Here is a 14,413-nt window from a genome sequence, read left to right on the forward strand (position 1 = left end):
GATCTACGCTTCCGCGATTCATTACCCAATCCATAATGACCTTCATTCCATTTCCATGCGCCTTAGCAATCAGTGCCTTTAAATCTTCAGCTTTGCCCAAACTGCTGTCAATGGAATAATAGTCTTTCACCGCATAGGGATCGCCGTATTTCCCAATTCTCTTTTCCACGCCAACTTCATGAAACGGCATAATCCACAGCGTATTAACTCCGAGTTCTTTCAAGTAATCCATTTTATCCGCAAGGCCATTAAAGCCGTTATCATTAAAGGCCCTAATATGCAGCTCATAAATAACTGCCTTTTTTAACCACTCAGGGCTTTCGATAGCTTGAAAATTTTCATACATATGTCCTGGACTTTGTTCTGTAATGTTGGTTGTTCTTATGAGTACATCTCCATTTTCGGTTACCGTAATGGCCGAATTATTCTGCCCATCCTCGGAAATATTCGGGTTGAGAGGATCTGTTACCCACTCTTTATCATCCACAGCGATTTTGTATAGATGCCTTCCTTTCGGTAAGCTCAGCTCAAGCTCCCAGCAATTGCTCCCCTTTTGGTCCATTTTATGTTTGGTATGATCCCAGGAATTAAAGGTTCCTGCTACTGAAACAACCTTAGCCTGATTGTCTGATTGATAAAGAAACTTTACTCCTTGCTGTCCTTTTGCCGGAAAGTCCTGTCTCATATTATTCTCCTTCATGAAGGTTTTCGTTATAATGCCATACCTCATCAATTAAAAATAACATGTAAAGGGGACAAAACCTGTCACCTTTCCGAGGGTTGAGAGATTCTTTTTTGGAATCTCCCACCTATCCAGACAAAAAAAACCTCCGCTTGGAGGTTTTTTGATGCTATTGGTGCAATTACGACCTCTTTCTTTTTAAACGGGTACTATTCGAAGCCATTGAATGGCAACAGGCTGTCCTTTTGCCTTCAATACTAACCGATGTAGACCATCATTAGCACTGAAATGTTTGTGAAGTTTAATTGAGCTCCAGTAATCTCCACATGTACCGGCTACACCGATAAGGGCATCATCTACAGTAACTTCGATTAACCCCAATTCTGCTGTTTGAACAAATAATTCTAAGGTAAACTCCAATGTGGAACGGAATGAAGGAACAGTAAATTCATAAGCAAGCCAGTCATTCGGAGCAAGCTGTACATATAAAAGCTCATCCGGCTGCCATTCTTCACCCTTCATATGTTGAAAATGAGGTTTATCTTTTTGTTCTTTAACAAATCGGATATCTGTTCCGTCATTTACTCTAAAACCAATCTTCTTATCACATGGTTTCCCAATGCCGAAACTTGTACCCTCACCTTTGTAACCATAAAAAATTGCAGGAATACGAACTGGAGGCCTACGGAATAAAGCATTAACGACTTCTGGTCGATACACACAATGTTCAAACAACATATTGTTTAGGTATTCCCACAGGATCCTCTCTGCCGTTTCCGCATTCGGTTTAATGCCGCCCTCCAAATAGTCAATGAGCAACTGCCAGTCATATGGCTTATTTACAGAACAAGGAGAATTAGTACAGTCCATCTTTTTCCATGTCCAGAAGTTCCAGGATATATTGTGATCTTCATATAGTCGAAATACTCCTGCAAACCAATCGCAGTTGTTCTCACCGCCTTCGCCCATGAAAATCGGTACGTTCCACTCATCCTGTTTATCCAAAAATGTCTGAATACTTTCCGTATCCGGGTTATTCCAATATTTATGGAATTGAAGCATGAGATTGTCATCAAACTTCTCATCGAAAATGGACCAATTGGTAGCCCAATGCGCACCTTCTAAAATAATCATATGCCTGTCATCCACTTCTCGGATGGCGTTCACAATCTCTTTATAAAGCGGCATAACTTGATCGTTATATTCCGAAAACCATTGCGGAAGCGGCTCATTCAGCAGGTCATATCCTGCGACGATCCATTCATCTTTATAGCGTTCCGCGAGCATTTTCCATAAGGCAACCGTTAACCGTTTATTCTTATCATCCATGAACAGTTCCGGCTTATCATGTTCAGAGTCGTCGATATTCGTCCCCGTTTGTCCACCGGGAGCACCATGTAAATCAAGGATGACATAAAGCGAATGTTCACGGCACCAGTCAATAACTCTGTCAATAATCTCGATACGTCCTTTGATTAGACGCAGCGGTTCTCCATCCTCGATAAGGAATCTAGCGTTAATAGGTACACGAATGGAGTTGAATCCTTCAGCCGCTATTTTTTGTATATCTTTTTCCGATGTATAATTTTCGTAATACATATCCCAAAACTGTGCGGCTTTTTCTTCTCCGACTAATTCTTTAATCATACGTTCGATTCGGCGAGGACGGTCACCTTGATCAGGAAACCGCCACATATAGCCTTCTGGCAGCATCCAACTGCCGAAGCCGACGCCTCGAAACAGGATTTCTTGACCGCTGCCGTTAATGATTTTTTTTCCGGAGGCTTTTACGAAACCTTGTACTTCTATGGATTTTCCCATTGTCTCAATCCAAATCCTTTCCTATTAGCCTTTAATTGCACCTTCTGCTATACCGCTTAAAATATATTTTTGCAGGAGCAGATACAAGACAATAATCGGCAGCATCGTCAGCACCAAAGAGGATAGAATAGCCGACCAGTCGTTGTTATACTCGCCAAATAGCATGTTCGTAGAAATCAACAGTGTATAATATTTGGAATCGGTTAACATAAGCAGCGGTAAAAGAAAATCGTTCCACATCCACAGAGCATTTAATATAGCTACTGTTGCCGTTATTGGCAGAAGTAATGGCAAGATAATAGAAAAGTAAAGCCGAAATTCACCGCATCCATCCATCAATGCTGCTTCGTCCAGATCCCTAGGAATTGATTTTACGAATCCATGGTACAGAAATATCGCGAGAGCTACCCCCAAACCAATATAAATCAATCCCAGACCGTATGAAGTTCCTTGCACTTTCAGTTCCTTAGCGATTTTGACCAGTGAAATGATTATGGAATGAAACGGGATTAATGACGATAAGACAAATAATCCAAACAGAAAACTGCTTAACTTCCCAGGTGTCCTCGACATCTTATATCCGGCCATGGAAGCAAAAAGAATGATCCCTGCTACCCCGATAATCGTAACGACAATTGTATTTACAAAACTGTTCAAATAATCGATCTTTTGGTATGCATCAATATAGTTTCCAAAGTCTAATCGGGTAGGAAACGACATGATATTCGTCAGCATTTCCCCATCCGGCTTAAAAGAATTTAATAGCGCCATGTAAATGGGGAAAAGCGTGAAAATAGAAGCCATAATTAAAACGAGAAAAATAAAAGCATTTCCGGCCCCGCGTCCGATCGATCTATTGCTCGATTGCCTCTGTGCCGCCATTATGCCTCTACCTCTCTTCTCTTCATAATTAATAATTGGATGAGTGTAATTAAGAGGACCATCAAGAAAAGGATAATCGCTTTTGCGCTGGCATATCCGAAACGCTGGTTGAAACGAAAGGCTTCTTCCACTATGTTTATCGCGATGACCTGCGTTGACCTTCCCGGCCCTCCTCTGGTTAATGCAAATACAGCGTCAAACACTTTAAATGAAGTGCTAAGCGCTAAGAAAATACCGATTGTTAGCGCCGGATATATCATGGGGAACGTAACATGACGAAAGATCTGAACGCTACTTGCCCCATCAATAGCAGCTGCTTCTTTCAATTGCACGGGTACACCTTGTAGAGCGGCTATATAGATAACCATCTGATAGCCTACCCCGCCCCATAATGAAAGGATGATGATGGAATAGAAGGAATAGGTCGGATCGCCAATCCAGGATTGGTCTAGAAAGTGGATACCGGTAGACTCAACAAAAGAAGGCAGCACTTTCGTAAAGATGAACACCCACATGAATCCGCCGATGATCAAGCTGAGCATGTTCGGCATAAAAAATATGGTTCGAAACCATACTTTGCTCTGCCGCCTGGATTCCACAAAGACTGCTAAGAGCAAAGCGATGACATTTTGCAGCACAACCATATAGATCACATATTTCAATGTAAACCCTATTGATTTCATGAAATAAACATCCTTCAGTGCCTCGGTATAATTGGAGAATCCCACCCAGTCATAGGTGGGATCCAATCCATTCCAGTCCGTCAAGCTGTATAACACGCCCCCGATTGTAGGGGCGATGGTAAATACAGCATAGAATAATAATGCTGGAAATACGAAGGCGAGAAGGATGACCGTTTGCTTGTATTTTTTTGAATAATTCATAATCCGTCACTCCCGGTCACCTGTTTGTCATGCCTATTGCGCTGCTTTAATTGCAGTTGCCCATGCCTTATCCATCGTGCTGATGAATTGCTCCTTGGTAACCTCTTTAACGAAATAGCTTTGCAGCAATTTGGCCTGTTCGTCTGTAACACCATTAGGCAGTTTGAGATCTTGGTACGCCTTACCTTGTGCCACATAATCGGAAGCTTCATTTACCCAAGGGAATACTTCATATTTGTGAACGCTCGATACTGGATTGAACTTCAGTTCTTGGAACAATGCCGACGAATCTTTCTCATCCAAGAGATAGTTCAAGAGATCAAGCGCCACTTCTTTATTCTCGCTGGTTTTCGATACAGCAAGCGTTGTGGAGGTCGACAAGTTGATCATCGTTCCAGCGGCATTGTTGCTAACCGGGAGTGGAGCTACGCCAAACTCAAACTCAGGATTTACTTTTAGAAGCGTTTCTGCATTCCATGGTCCTTGTATCCACATCGCAGCTTTTCCGTTTGCAAATTCAGTGGAACCCGCTTCATTGCCTACTTCAAAGGGTTTATCTGTTCCATTTGCATTAATGAGATCGATAATATTGAATATCCCTTGAACATCTGCATAAGAAGCTTCGCCTTTGTTCATTTTTTCGATCCAATCCGGATTTTCAGAGGAAATGATTCCACCAAGAGAAAGAGCTGTCATTAGTTGAGGCACCCAAGACTCTTGGAAAGCGAGCAAGAATGGCTTTATTTTAGCCGCATTCAATTTATCTACAGCTGCTTTCATTTCATCAAGCGTTTGTGGAGGCGTGATTCCTACATCGCTAAAGATTTTTTTGTTGTACAAGTACCCCCATGCCAAGCTCTCAAGTGGGAGAGCCACAACTTTGCCATCAAGCGTAACGGTATTTTTCACGCTATCATATAAGGTTGCAATTGCCGGTTGACTCGTAAGATCTTCCAGATAACCAGCTTTTTCATACGTTGTAAGATCGTTGGCATGTATATCAAAGATATCGGGTGCATCATTAGAAGCCAGGCGCGCTTGAAGAACTTGCTTAGCCTGGTCCGGATTCGGCATTTCGAGATCGACCGTAACATTGATATTTTTCTCTGCTAATTCTTTGGCTTTAAACTGTTCAAAATACTTTTCAAATTGATCCTTGAAACGCGGTGATCCTATTTGCACTTTCAGTTCGACTTTCTGTGCCTCTGCCTTCGGTTCTTCCGTATTTCCGCCAGCAGCTCCATCATTGGTAGCCTGGGCAGTTTCTCCATTGTTTTGCGTGTTGTTAGTGCTGCAAGCCGTAATTGACAACATCAACATTACGCTAACAAGTCCCAGATAAAACGCTTTCTTCATTGTGTTTATCCCCCTTCAATGATTAGTACACCCTTAGTATAGGGTAAGTTTGAAGGAGGATCATTAGAGCCAATTAGCAACTATTGTTGCACAATATTGATAACGCTTACTTATCGATAGACACTCGAATTTCTTTCGATTTGAGGTGTATTCATAACACGTGGCACACCCCATAAATGAGGTTCGTCCAACCGTCGCCGGCGTTGGAGGAGATAATCGAGGCTAGCTCAGAGGCAGCACCTACCTGTTACCTTTTGAGTAGATATGGACTTGATAAAAATAATTGACATAAGAACTGTCCTGATGATATATTGTGCATGCACAACATACACAATTTAAAAAGGAGGTTGTCTATATGCTTGCGTTAGATATTAAAAATTTAAATAAAAAATATGAACATTTTCATTTAAAAAACATATCTTTTCAACTGGAAAAGGGTTATATTATGGGATTTATCGGAGCCAACGGTGCCGGTAAAACAACCACTATAAAATCAATTTTGAATATGATTCGTATGGATAGCGGCGAGATCCGTATTTGGGGCAAGGAGATGATCGAACACGAAATCGAATTGAAGCAAGAAATTGGCTTTGCATTTGGAGACATCGATTTCTATACTCGGAGCAAAATCAAAACGTTAACTAACGTAATCAAAAAGTCCTATCATAATTGGGATAATGAAGCCTATTACAATTATCTAAAAAGATTTAATTTGAATGAAGACAAAAAAATAGCTGAATTATCAACCGGAATGAAAGTAAAATACAGCTTGGCCCTTGCTTTATCACACGGCGCAAAGCTTCTTATTCTTGATGAACCAACAAGCGGACTTGATCCGGTTGCAAGAGACAATTTGTTAGATATTTTTCAGGAACTGGTGGAAGATGGAGAAATCAGCATCCTGTTTTCGACTCATATCACAACCGACTTGGAAAAATGCGCAGATTATATTACTTTTATCGATAACGGACAAATTATCAACAGCTCTGAGAAAGAAGAATTTATTGATACCTATCGCTTGGTGAATGGGAAAGAAGACCAATTGGATTTGATAAAAGACCAGTTAATTGCCTACAAAAAGAATTCATTTGGCTTTACTGGCTTGATCCATACTAGAGACTTTGATCCATCTTTGGATATGAAGTCAACTCTGCCTAATCTTGAGGAGATTATGATCTATTTCTCGAAAAAGGAGGGTATGCATGTATAACTTACTGATGAAAGAATTAAAGTTAGGCGTAAGTCCTTTCTTTTATATAATGCCCTTCTTGACAGGCGCCTTAATGCTAATACCTGGATGGTTATATTTCCTTGTCCTCCTTTACTTTTGTTTTATCACGATACCGAATATGTTTGCAGGGTATAAAACTCAGAATGATTTGATATTTTCAACCATGCTGCCAGTAACAAAAAAAGACATTGTAAAAGCAAAGGTATCCGTTATTGTAATCCTGGAATTAATGCACTTTGTTGTTGCAATGATATATGGCATGATTAGTATTCGCTTATATCCGAATTTGACCTACTATTTCTTCGAACCATCCTTAGGTTTTTGGGGACTATGTTTCGTCATGATTGCGATCTTCAATATTATTTTTATATCCATGTATTATAAGACAGCGTATAAATACGGCGCAGCAACGATTGCATCCATTACAGCTGCGATGCTGTTTGCTGGAGGCGCTGAATGGCTCGGAATACAGAATTCGTTCGTGTCTAATCTTTTCAAAGGAACTGGTACTGAGCATTTGGCTACTCAATTATCCATCCTGATCATGGGCATCGTGATATTTGCGGTATTTACGATTATCGCTTATCATATTGCCATCAAACGGTTTGAGAAAGTGGAACTATAATGAACATAGCTATTTCGAACACATCTGATAAACCCATCTATCAGCAGCTTTTTGAACAAATCAGCGCACAAATTCTCAAGGGCGAACTAGAAAATGGGTATAGTTTGCCACCTATACGTCAAGCGGCCACGGAGCTTCGTGTTAGTATCATTACCGTAAAAAAAGCGTGGGAAGAACTCGAACGGCTTGGTTTGATTTACACCGTAACCGGCAAAGGATGTTTTATAGCCGAGCTCTCGGCCGACGAGATGCTCCAAAAACGTAATGAAATGATCTTGAAGCAGATGGTTATCGACACATCGTATTACAAATCCTTTGGCCTCACGATAGAAGAAGTTTTTGAGCTTTTGAAGGAAATTTATTGAAAATGTAAAGATGAACAACCAACCACGTCCATAGGACGTGGTTGGTTGTTTATTGGTGGAGCCTAGGGGGATACAGCTCGTACTAACTCGACTTAAAGGCTTCTACCACATTCAATCACTTATTAATTTTATCTGTAATTATAATATTCAACAATGAAAGATAGCACTCCATTGTCAATGTCCTTATTTCTTGGATTTAAGAATTACCCACTCGACTATAATCATGTTAAGAATTAGACCTACCCATATATTTATATTCAAAACCTCTTCGACCATCTTCTCTCTCCCAGCAGGAAGGGAAAATCCATTTAATAAATAGTATGTTGAGAAATATGGAGAGGGATGGAAACAATGAGTACCAACAAGGAGCCCGTCAGCAGTTCTGTCAAAAAAGGACCCATTTTGTTTATTATGATTTTAGGCGCTTTTCTTGCAACATTGAATCAAACCATCATGAGTGTAGCAACACCGGAATTAATGAACGATTTTAATATCTCCGCCACAACCGCACAATGGTTGACGACGGGATATATGTTAGTCAATGGTGTGATGATTCCCATTACAGCCTACTTCATGCAGCGCTTCAGCACAAGACAGCTATTCCAGGCTTCCATGATTATATTCTTAGCAGGGACAATCGTCTCCGCGATCGCAACAGACTTCTCTGTTCTGCTTACTGGCCGTTTGATTCAAGCAGCCGGTGCGGGTATTATTATGCCGCTTCTGACGAATGTCATTTTAGCGTTATTCCCGCCGGAGAAACGAGGATCCGCAATGGGGATGATGGGTCTGGCCATTATTTTTGCTCCGGCTATTGGACCGACACTTGCTGGTTACGTTCTTGAAAACTATGCTTGATTTTTTTACGAAATGTTTCGGAACGCGTTGACACCAGGTTCGATAGCCTAAGCATGGTACTTTCCACCATTGGTTTCGGTACATTGCTCTATGGCTTCAGCCAAGCGGGAAATGCAGGCTGGTCGAGCGCTGAGGTTATCATTTCTATTGTAGTAGGGATCGTGGCTCTCCTATTATTTACATGGCGTCAGTTAGTTTCCGCGAATCCTTTACTCGATTTACGCGCTTTCAAGTATAGTATGTTTTCCTTAACGACAATTATCAACATTGCGGTAACGATGGTCATGTATGCAGATATGATGCTGCTGCCGCTCTATTTGCAAAACGCACGCGGGTATACCGCTTTAGAGTCGGGATTTCTAATGCTTCCCGGCGCACTTGTAATGGGCTTTTTAATGCCTGTTACCGGCAAACTGTTCGATCGTTTTGGCGCAAAATGGCTAGCCATCGTCGGAATGATTATTACAATCGTTACTACGCTTGGTTTTATTAACTTAACAGATTCGACCAGCTACACCTATCTGCTGCTCATGTCTAACGCGCGCCGTATTGGTATGGCGTTGCTTCTAATGCCGATTCAAACCTTAGGCTTGAATCAATTACCAAGCCGATTAAATGCGCATGGTACTGCAATTACGAATACCGTTCGCCAGGTTGCCGGCGCTGTGGGCACTTCGCTGCTCGTGACCATCATGACAAATCAAACAAAAAATCATTTGGAAGATATGATGGCTACCGGCGGAACAGAAGGAGCAACCCAGGCTCAAATCGTCGGGAGCAACCATCCAAGGCATTAACGATGCCTATCTCGTGATTGTAGGAATCGGTGTTATTGGCTTGCTGCTCTCGTTCTTTATCAGACACGTGAATCGAACAGCCAGTGAACCTTCCGCCGCTAAAACGAAACAACCTGTCATAAACAGAGCATAATATTGAACCTAATGAAAAATCCGGCATGTCACCTTTAGAGACTCGTCGGATTTTTCAGTTTAAGAAGTCGTAAAAACGCTAGTCAATATGCCGAAATATCAACATTCATTTCTTAGCACTATTGATATAGTAACGATAATTAAATCATAAGAAGATTCTTTAGATGCGGAATACAGTACGAAGTATAATTGCTTTTGGCACACTGCTGCTTTTAATTTCGAGTGTTTCGTTATATGAGCTAATCATGACCAAATCTCAAAACACGCAGTTAAGGAAAGTAAACGAGATCAAGTGTTGATCGCTGCTTGATAAATAGTTGCTGTGCGGATGTTAGTACCTTCTTGGGCAGATTCCATACGCAAAACCTCCATTAAATCACGAACAGCCCACTTTGTTGCGCCATAAACCGCACCACCCGGGTAAGCTTTAAGCCTCGCTACTGATGAAGTAGTGATAATATATCCAGACTTTTGCGATGTGAATGGTGGCAATACGGCGACGATACCATTCAATACACCCTTAATATTAACTTCAATCCATATCTGTCTGTACTTTATACAAATGAGCGAAGGCTACGAACTGTTTCGGTAGCCTTCGCTCAACTCAATGGATAAAAATTATATAAGTCCTATTTGGGGTCCCGCCAACATTTTAACTAAAATTAACGCTAAGCATTAAGCGGATTAATGACCCTTTGACTGTTCAAACATCATATTGTTTAACTGGGTCACAAAAATACCTTCGTTCGGGCCCGGGTTATTTCGAAACAATTTCGCTTCTTTCACTATAACCTCGTCCGCATCCGTACCGAGTACCTTCAACGTTTCTTAAATGAATGATGCTAGTAGCATAGAACTCGGATCGTTATTGGACTCCGTCTGAACCCCTGGCGGCGCAATTTCTAGGACTTTTACCGATGTGTCTTTAAGCATATACCTTTGGGACAGCGTATAGGAATGGAGCGCTGCTTTCGTCGCACTATAAACAGCAGCCATCGCCAGTGGCACGAATCCAAGTGACGAAGTCGTGTTGATAATAACCGCTTCTTCTTTGGACTTAAAATGACCTTCGTGTGTTTGCATTATTCTACAACACACAAACATTCTATCTTTAAGCTTTGATTTTACAAGTATTAATCAAATTAGCTTTGCAATATTCTTGCTTCTATAATTGAAAAGTGAGCAGTACGTTCCTTTATTAACCAAGTTCCGTTTTGACGTACATATACATCATCATATTTAACACTATAATCAGTGATAACTTCTTTGCCCTCTTCTTCTCTCACCATTTTCATTTGAGAGTAAGAAACGCCTGTTGCAGTATCGCCATCCACTTTCACAACGTGTTGTGCGTTAATGGAGAAATAACGTTTTACAATAGAAGCGTGACCTGTGAACTCTTCTTCTAATTGTTTTGTTCCAGAAACATCAGACACCAATTGGCCACCGAAGTAAACCATATATCTAGTATCAGGCGTAAATAAAAGCATTTGTTCTGAAAGCTTTTTTTCATCTCCCAAATTTGAAAAAGCATCCACTAATTCTCTTAATTCTAATTTTGCTTGTAAAATTTCTAACGACATAAATTTTTTCCTCCTCTAATTTCTGAACCGAACTGTATAAAATAATCAAAGAAAAAAGCTCAATAAAGAAGTTGCTACTTTTTGTTTAAAATACGACGGTTTGAGGAGAAACGCCTTTTGGATACTCTTCCTCCCATACATTTTTCTCTACGTAGGCTTGGTACCACATATTTGCAATAACATCTGGATCATCAAATGTGCCAGCCCCTGGTTCCTTAATAAACAAACCTAAGGATCGATGATAAACAAAAATGCCTTTCGGCGACAGTTCAGTTTGAAGATTGGCAATATAATTGCGTAAACCCGACATTGCGATACCGATATTTCCCATCATTGGAACGGGATACATGGCTGATAGTCCAGTTGTAAATAACAGGAGTCCTTCTTTCCTCGTCAGCATATCCGGCAATACGGCATTAACGACATTGATGGCACTGGCAACATAGCCTTCAAATTGGTCCCTTGCATTTTCCACCGTTAATTCCAATACAGAAGTCGGAGGAAAATTACCCGGTGTAGGACTGAATTCCAGCACATCGATTTTGCCATATTTTTTCTCGACTCCGGCAATAGCCTGTTCAATTTGTTCTTTACTGTAAATATCAGCTGTAAAAGAAGCAGCTTCGATACCAGCGGCTTTTAGTTCGTCTGCCATTTCTTGAAGCTTTACGGCATTTCGCGCAAGTAATGCTACTTGAAAGCCTTCTTTACCAAAGCGCTTGGCCAAGGACAATCCGAGCCCCCTACCTGCTCCAACTATCGCTAATGTTTTCATACGTTATCTCCTTTTTGAATTGATGAAATTTTATTGGGTTTGACGTTTTTAATTGTAGAACGTAGAATTAAACCATTCAATGGTCGATATTCATCGTTATGATAATTAATAGTCACATTATCTTTATATGACCATTATCTTTATTGAATGGAGAGTTCATAAATGGCTAAAGATAAGGTAGATCTACGTATTCTAAAAACAAGGAAAGCAATTAAAGAAGCCTTCGTGACGCTTATTCAAACGAAAGGCTACGAACGGATAACCATACAGGACATTGCCGACGAAGCCATAATAAATCGAAACACTTTTTATTTACACTATATGGACAAACCTGATTTGATGGAGAATTTATGTCAGGAAAGCATGGAAGAATTAAATGCTTGCTTTAACATGGATATAAAAGATAAAGATATCCATGCAATAGATAAGGAAATGTTTATCTTAAGCTTAATCGAAATGTTTAAAGCTCTAGAAGCGAACATTGTTTTCTTTAGAACAATGCTTAGTCAAAATGGTCAACCTAACTTCTCAACTCATTTAAAAGAAGCATTAAAAGATTTTATTCTTTCCGGTATTGGTGATCATTATCATAATCAAAAAATGAAAGTCGGACTGGAGTACATTATTTCAGGGTTAGTAGGTGTGATTTGTATGTGGATTTCAGATCCAGAGCATTTGGGAGTTAAAGAGGTCATCGAACATTTGAGCGAAATTCATTTTAATAACGTACTGGACTTGTTAAAAACATTTAACGGCAATGACACTTGAGGGATACCTTATTGAACTAATGGTGAATAATTTGATATATGACTTTTTAATTTATATAAATTAACCATTTGGTGGTTCCTGCGATTAATGGTGAGCATTAGCAGGAAACTGTCCTTTAATTTTGAAAAGGCAGCCGTTTATTAATTTCCGGCTGCCGCACGCCGCACTGTCCTTTGGACTAGTTATTTCAATTGAAAATCAAGTAATACAAATATCTCCTGTAATGCATCGTTTAATTTTACCAATCGATTGGTTTGCCATCCCTGAAGAACCCACCACGAGGTCCTTCCGAACCCTTCATCGCTAACCGGAGGATCAGATCGGCAGCACATTTCGGAGTTCTCGGAGCAGAGGGTCCTCCCATATCCGAGCTTATCCAGCCCGGATCGACTGCAAAAATTTTGATATCTCCTCTGAGTTCTGCTGCTGCCAGTCGGGTCAATGCATTCATTGCAAGTTTGGAGATCTTGTACGCTCCTGCGCCTTCGGACGACATTTCACTCATGGCTCCATATTCCGAGGAAACATTAATAATTCTTCCATATCCCCGCTTTTCCATGAGTGGAATAAATGAGCGCATAACATGGTAGACGCCGAAGAAATTCGTGGACATCGTTCTCTCTAGAATCGCAGGATCCATGGTTAATACTTTAGCGTTCTCATCCAAATATACACCTGCATTGTTTATCAATACATCCAATCGGCCAAAGGTCTCGGTAATGGTCATTGCTGCTAGACGGATGCTCTCTTGATCTGTGACATCCATGACGACGAAGAAACATCCAATCCAGTCTCGGCAAGTTGTTGCGCTGCTTCAGAACCCTTACTAGGATCCCTGCTAGTCAAAATGACCTTGAACCCCATTGAAGCCAATTGTTTAACCAATTCATATCCGATTTCTCGATTTGCCCCTGTGACAAGAGATACCTGCTTATCTTGCATTATTGGAAACCTCCAATCGACTGTACATGAAACTTCTTGGAATAAATCGCTGCGATACTTAATATTTCATTTTTTGAATGTTTACCGTAAAATCATCATGCATAGCTTTAAGCTTTTTTGTAAACTCTTCGACACCGGATTCGATTCTCCCTAATTTAATAAGTCCTCTCGAGTAATTCCAGTCTGTATAATACATGTTCATATCTTTCCACGGAGCGTAATAACCGATATCTCCAACTTCCGGATCGCTTCCTGACGGCGCATCTTCCGTAGTCAATCCTTTATCCAAAATGCTCAATTTTTCGAAGCCACCATACTCCTTAAATGAGAGTGTCAACGGGAGCCTTGACAAAAAATCCTGGCTTGTCGGATTATCATACATCTTTACAATGTATTCCTCATTATCAAATATCAATTTGATCCTCACATCCGTCGAACTGTCATTATCTACAGTCGGTGAAACAGAAGGTTGGCCAACCGGGTTATTCGTTTCATTAGTCGTACCTGCTTGAATAGTGGTCTTGTTATTGGTTGCATTATCATTTCTGTTGGAGCTGGACTCATCTTTACCGCCACAAGCTGAAAGTGAGAAGACCATTACCAATGCGAGAAGCAAAGTTAACACTTTTCTCATCTTGATGTTATCCTCCTAATTCATTTTTGAATGGTTATGGTATTTCGGATTTATTTTTTTCAATAACTCAAAATGGAA

Annotated in this window: 14 protein-coding genes and 3 pseudogenes; 5 read left to right on the plus strand and 12 right to left on the minus strand. The window is 40.5% G+C overall.

Going from position 1 to position 14,413, the window contains the following annotated elements:
* From AC1DLI_RS21120 to AC1DLI_RS21140, 5 genes are all read right to left on the minus strand, one after another.
* Positions 1-685: alpha-amylase family glycosyl hydrolase (locus AC1DLI_RS21120; RefSeq protein ID WP_477606130.1), on the minus strand; the 685-nt coding region annotated here is incomplete at its 3' end.
* A 195-nt stretch (positions 686-880) separates the two neighbouring features.
* The gene (locus AC1DLI_RS21125; protein WP_477606131.1) at positions 881-2,503 is read right to left on the minus strand and encodes a glycoside hydrolase family 5 protein; all 1,623 of its coding nucleotides are present in this window, start codon (positions 2,501-2,503) and stop codon (positions 881-883) included.
* Between the two features lie 24 nt (positions 2,504-2,527).
* Positions 2,528-3,385, minus strand: coding sequence for a carbohydrate ABC transporter permease (locus tag AC1DLI_RS21130; RefSeq protein WP_477606133.1), 858 nt, complete (start codon positions 3,383-3,385; stop codon positions 2,528-2,530).
* Positions 3,385-4,269: a carbohydrate ABC transporter permease gene (locus AC1DLI_RS21135; protein WP_477606135.1), complete on the minus strand. Its 885-nt coding sequence runs from the start codon at positions 4,267-4,269 to the stop codon at positions 3,385-3,387. The genes AC1DLI_RS21130 and AC1DLI_RS21135 overlap by 1 nt, the downstream gene beginning before the upstream one ends.
* Positions 4,270-4,302: 33 nt before the next feature.
* Positions 4,303-5,625 (minus strand): ABC transporter substrate-binding protein, encoded by a 1,323-nt coding sequence (locus AC1DLI_RS21140; RefSeq protein WP_477606137.1) that lies wholly within the window; start codon positions 5,623-5,625, stop codon positions 4,303-4,305.
* A 355-nt stretch (positions 5,626-5,980) separates the two neighbouring features.
* Here AC1DLI_RS21140 and AC1DLI_RS21145 point away from each other — a divergent pair, with 355 nt between their 5' ends.
* From AC1DLI_RS21145 to AC1DLI_RS21160, 4 genes and pseudogenes are all read left to right on the plus strand, one after another.
* Entirely contained in the window at positions 5,981-6,835 is an 855-nt protein-coding gene (locus AC1DLI_RS21145) for an ABC transporter ATP-binding protein (RefSeq protein ID WP_477606139.1), read from the plus strand.
* On the plus strand, positions 6,828-7,481 hold the full coding sequence (locus AC1DLI_RS21150; RefSeq protein ID WP_477606141.1) for an ABC-2 transporter permease: 654 nt from the start codon (positions 6,828-6,830) through the stop codon (positions 7,479-7,481). The genes AC1DLI_RS21145 and AC1DLI_RS21150 overlap by 8 nt, the downstream gene beginning before the upstream one ends.
* Complete coding sequence (locus AC1DLI_RS21155) at positions 7,481-7,846, plus strand: GntR family transcriptional regulator (RefSeq protein ID WP_477606143.1); 366 nt, start codon at positions 7,481-7,483, stop codon at positions 7,844-7,846. The genes AC1DLI_RS21150 and AC1DLI_RS21155 overlap by 1 nt, the downstream gene beginning before the upstream one ends.
* A 351-nt stretch (positions 7,847-8,197) precedes the next feature.
* Positions 8,198-9,634: pseudogene (locus tag AC1DLI_RS21160) on the plus strand (MDR family MFS transporter).
* A 290-nt stretch (positions 9,635-9,924) separates the two neighbouring features.
* Here AC1DLI_RS21160 and AC1DLI_RS21165 read toward each other — a convergent pair.
* From AC1DLI_RS21165 to AC1DLI_RS21180, 4 genes and pseudogenes are all read right to left on the minus strand, one after another.
* A pseudogene (locus AC1DLI_RS21165) lies at positions 9,925-10,170 on the minus strand (SDR family oxidoreductase); the annotation flags it as partial.
* A 147-nt stretch (positions 10,171-10,317) separates the two neighbouring features.
* Positions 10,318-10,737 (minus strand): annotated as a pseudogene (locus AC1DLI_RS21170) (SDR family NAD(P)-dependent oxidoreductase).
* Between the two features lie 38 nt (positions 10,738-10,775).
* Entirely contained in the window at positions 10,776-11,216 is a 441-nt protein-coding gene (locus tag AC1DLI_RS21175) for a nuclear transport factor 2 family protein (RefSeq protein ID WP_477606145.1), read from the minus strand.
* Between the two features lie 85 nt (positions 11,217-11,301).
* Positions 11,302-11,991, minus strand: a complete 690-nt coding sequence (locus AC1DLI_RS21180) for an SDR family NAD(P)-dependent oxidoreductase (RefSeq protein WP_477606147.1) — start codon at positions 11,989-11,991, stop codon at positions 11,302-11,304.
* Between the two features lie 162 nt (positions 11,992-12,153).
* Here AC1DLI_RS21180 and AC1DLI_RS21185 point away from each other — a divergent pair, with 162 nt between their 5' ends.
* On the plus strand, positions 12,154-12,759 hold the full coding sequence (locus tag AC1DLI_RS21185) for a TetR/AcrR family transcriptional regulator (RefSeq protein WP_477606149.1): 606 nt from the start codon (positions 12,154-12,156) through the stop codon (positions 12,757-12,759).
* Positions 12,760-12,997: 238 nt separating this feature from the next.
* Here the strand turns inward: AC1DLI_RS21185 and AC1DLI_RS21190 are convergent, their stop codons facing one another.
* From AC1DLI_RS21190 to AC1DLI_RS21200, 3 genes are read right to left on the minus strand one after another with little or no spacing between them, the layout of a single operon-like run.
* The gene (locus tag AC1DLI_RS21190) at positions 12,998-13,525 is read right to left on the minus strand and encodes an SDR family NAD(P)-dependent oxidoreductase (protein WP_477606151.1); all 528 of its coding nucleotides are present in this window, start codon (positions 13,523-13,525) and stop codon (positions 12,998-13,000) included.
* Positions 13,492-13,701, minus strand: a complete 210-nt coding sequence (locus AC1DLI_RS21195; RefSeq protein ID WP_477606153.1) for an SDR family NAD(P)-dependent oxidoreductase — start codon at positions 13,699-13,701, stop codon at positions 13,492-13,494. The genes AC1DLI_RS21190 and AC1DLI_RS21195 overlap by 34 nt, the downstream gene beginning before the upstream one ends.
* Before the next feature lie 58 nt (positions 13,702-13,759).
* Complete coding sequence (locus AC1DLI_RS21200; protein ID WP_477606155.1) at positions 13,760-14,335, minus strand: cyclophilin-like fold protein; 576 nt, start codon at positions 14,333-14,335, stop codon at positions 13,760-13,762.
* Between the last annotated feature and the right edge of the window lie 78 nt (positions 14,336-14,413).

Source organism: Paenibacillus sp. 01T443 (assembly GCF_056398325.1).

What these genes read in the sequence shown, in the direction of transcription:
- AC1DLI_RS21195 (WP_477606153.1), bottom strand. Translation starts at nt 13,701, where the DNA reads ATGCAAGATAAGCAGGTATCTCTTGTCACAGGGGCAAATCGAGAAATC.
- AC1DLI_RS21145 (WP_477606139.1), top strand. Translation starts at nt 5,981, where the DNA reads ATGCTTGCGTTAGATATTAAAAATTTAAATAAAAAATATGAACATTTT.
- AC1DLI_RS21155 (WP_477606143.1), top strand. Translation starts at nt 7,481, where the DNA reads ATGAACATAGCTATTTCGAACACATCTGATAAACCCATCTATCAGCAG.
- AC1DLI_RS21150 (WP_477606141.1), top strand. Translation starts at nt 6,828, where the DNA reads ATGTATAACTTACTGATGAAAGAATTAAAGTTAGGCGTAAGTCCTTTC.
- AC1DLI_RS21180 (WP_477606147.1), bottom strand. Translation starts at nt 11,991, where the DNA reads ATGAAAACATTAGCGATAGTTGGAGCAGGTAGGGGGCTCGGATTGTCC.
- AC1DLI_RS21185 (WP_477606149.1), top strand. Translation starts at nt 12,154, where the DNA reads ATGGCTAAAGATAAGGTAGATCTACGTATTCTAAAAACAAGGAAAGCA.
- AC1DLI_RS21190 (WP_477606151.1), bottom strand. Translation starts at nt 13,525, where the DNA reads ATGGATGTCACAGATCAAGAGAGCATCCGTCTAGCAGCAATGACCATT.
- AC1DLI_RS21135 (WP_477606135.1), bottom strand. Translation starts at nt 4,269, where the DNA reads ATGAATTATTCAAAAAAATACAAGCAAACGGTCATCCTTCTCGCCTTC.
- AC1DLI_RS21200 (WP_477606155.1), bottom strand. Translation starts at nt 14,335, where the DNA reads ATGAGAAAAGTGTTAACTTTGCTTCTCGCATTGGTAATGGTCTTCTCA.
- AC1DLI_RS21140 (WP_477606137.1), bottom strand. Translation starts at nt 5,625, where the DNA reads ATGAAGAAAGCGTTTTATCTGGGACTTGTTAGCGTAATGTTGATGTTG.
- AC1DLI_RS21175 (WP_477606145.1), bottom strand. Translation starts at nt 11,216, where the DNA reads ATGTCGTTAGAAATTTTACAAGCAAAATTAGAATTAAGAGAATTAGTG.
- AC1DLI_RS21125 (WP_477606131.1), bottom strand. Translation starts at nt 2,503, where the DNA reads ATGGGAAAATCCATAGAAGTACAAGGTTTCGTAAAAGCCTCCGGAAAA.
- AC1DLI_RS21130 (WP_477606133.1), bottom strand. Translation starts at nt 3,385, where the DNA reads ATGGCGGCACAGAGGCAATCGAGCAATAGATCGATCGGACGCGGGGCC.